A 553-nucleotide genomic window follows, 5' to 3' on the forward strand; every position below is an offset into this window, starting at 1 on the left:
CTCAGCGGTTTGCGGTGGTGACGGGCGAGGTGACGCCGCCCAGCGACACCCAGGCGACGGCGTCCTGGCTCTCGCGCTTGATGAACACGTAGCCGGTCCTGTGCCAGGGCAGGATCGCGCTGGTCTTGTTGTCGAGCACGAGGTCGCCGCGGTCGGTGATGAGCGTCAGCACCGCGTGACCCTCGCCCTTCTCGTCGATCACCACGGTCATGCGCATCGCCCGGCGCGGCAGACCGGCCTCGGCCAGCAGGTGGCGCTTGAGCAGCTGGAAGTCCTCGCAGTCGCCGATGCCGTCCTCGGCCAGGTCCCAGCGGTCGGCCACGTGCAGGTGCTCCTGGTCGGTCATCGGCTCGACCGCCTTGTTGACCCGCCGGTTCACCGACGCGATCGTCGCCCAGGTCGCCGGCGTCAGGCTGATCCGCGCCGGCTCGCTGCGGTCCACCGTGCACTCCGCCGCGTAAGCCTGGCAGAACGTCACCCAGGCGGCGAGCGGCTTGGCGTCCCCCTGAACCCGCGCACCCGCCTCCGTCGGAAGGCTCGCCAGCGTCTGTGC

The 553-nt window shown here is 70.9% G+C and carries 1 protein-coding gene; it reads right to left on the minus strand.

What is annotated here, in order from left to right; all coding sequences use genetic code 11:
* Position 1 precedes the first annotated feature (1 nt).
* The coding region (locus tag MKK82_RS05985) for a transglutaminase-like cysteine peptidase (RefSeq protein ID WP_238294358.1) at positions 2-553 on the minus strand (552 nt) is incomplete at its 5' end.

The sequence above is a fragment of the Methylobacterium sp. E-046 genome (genome assembly GCF_022829625.1).
Classification (GTDB): Bacteria; Pseudomonadota; Alphaproteobacteria; order Rhizobiales; family Beijerinckiaceae; genus Methylobacterium; species Methylobacterium longum.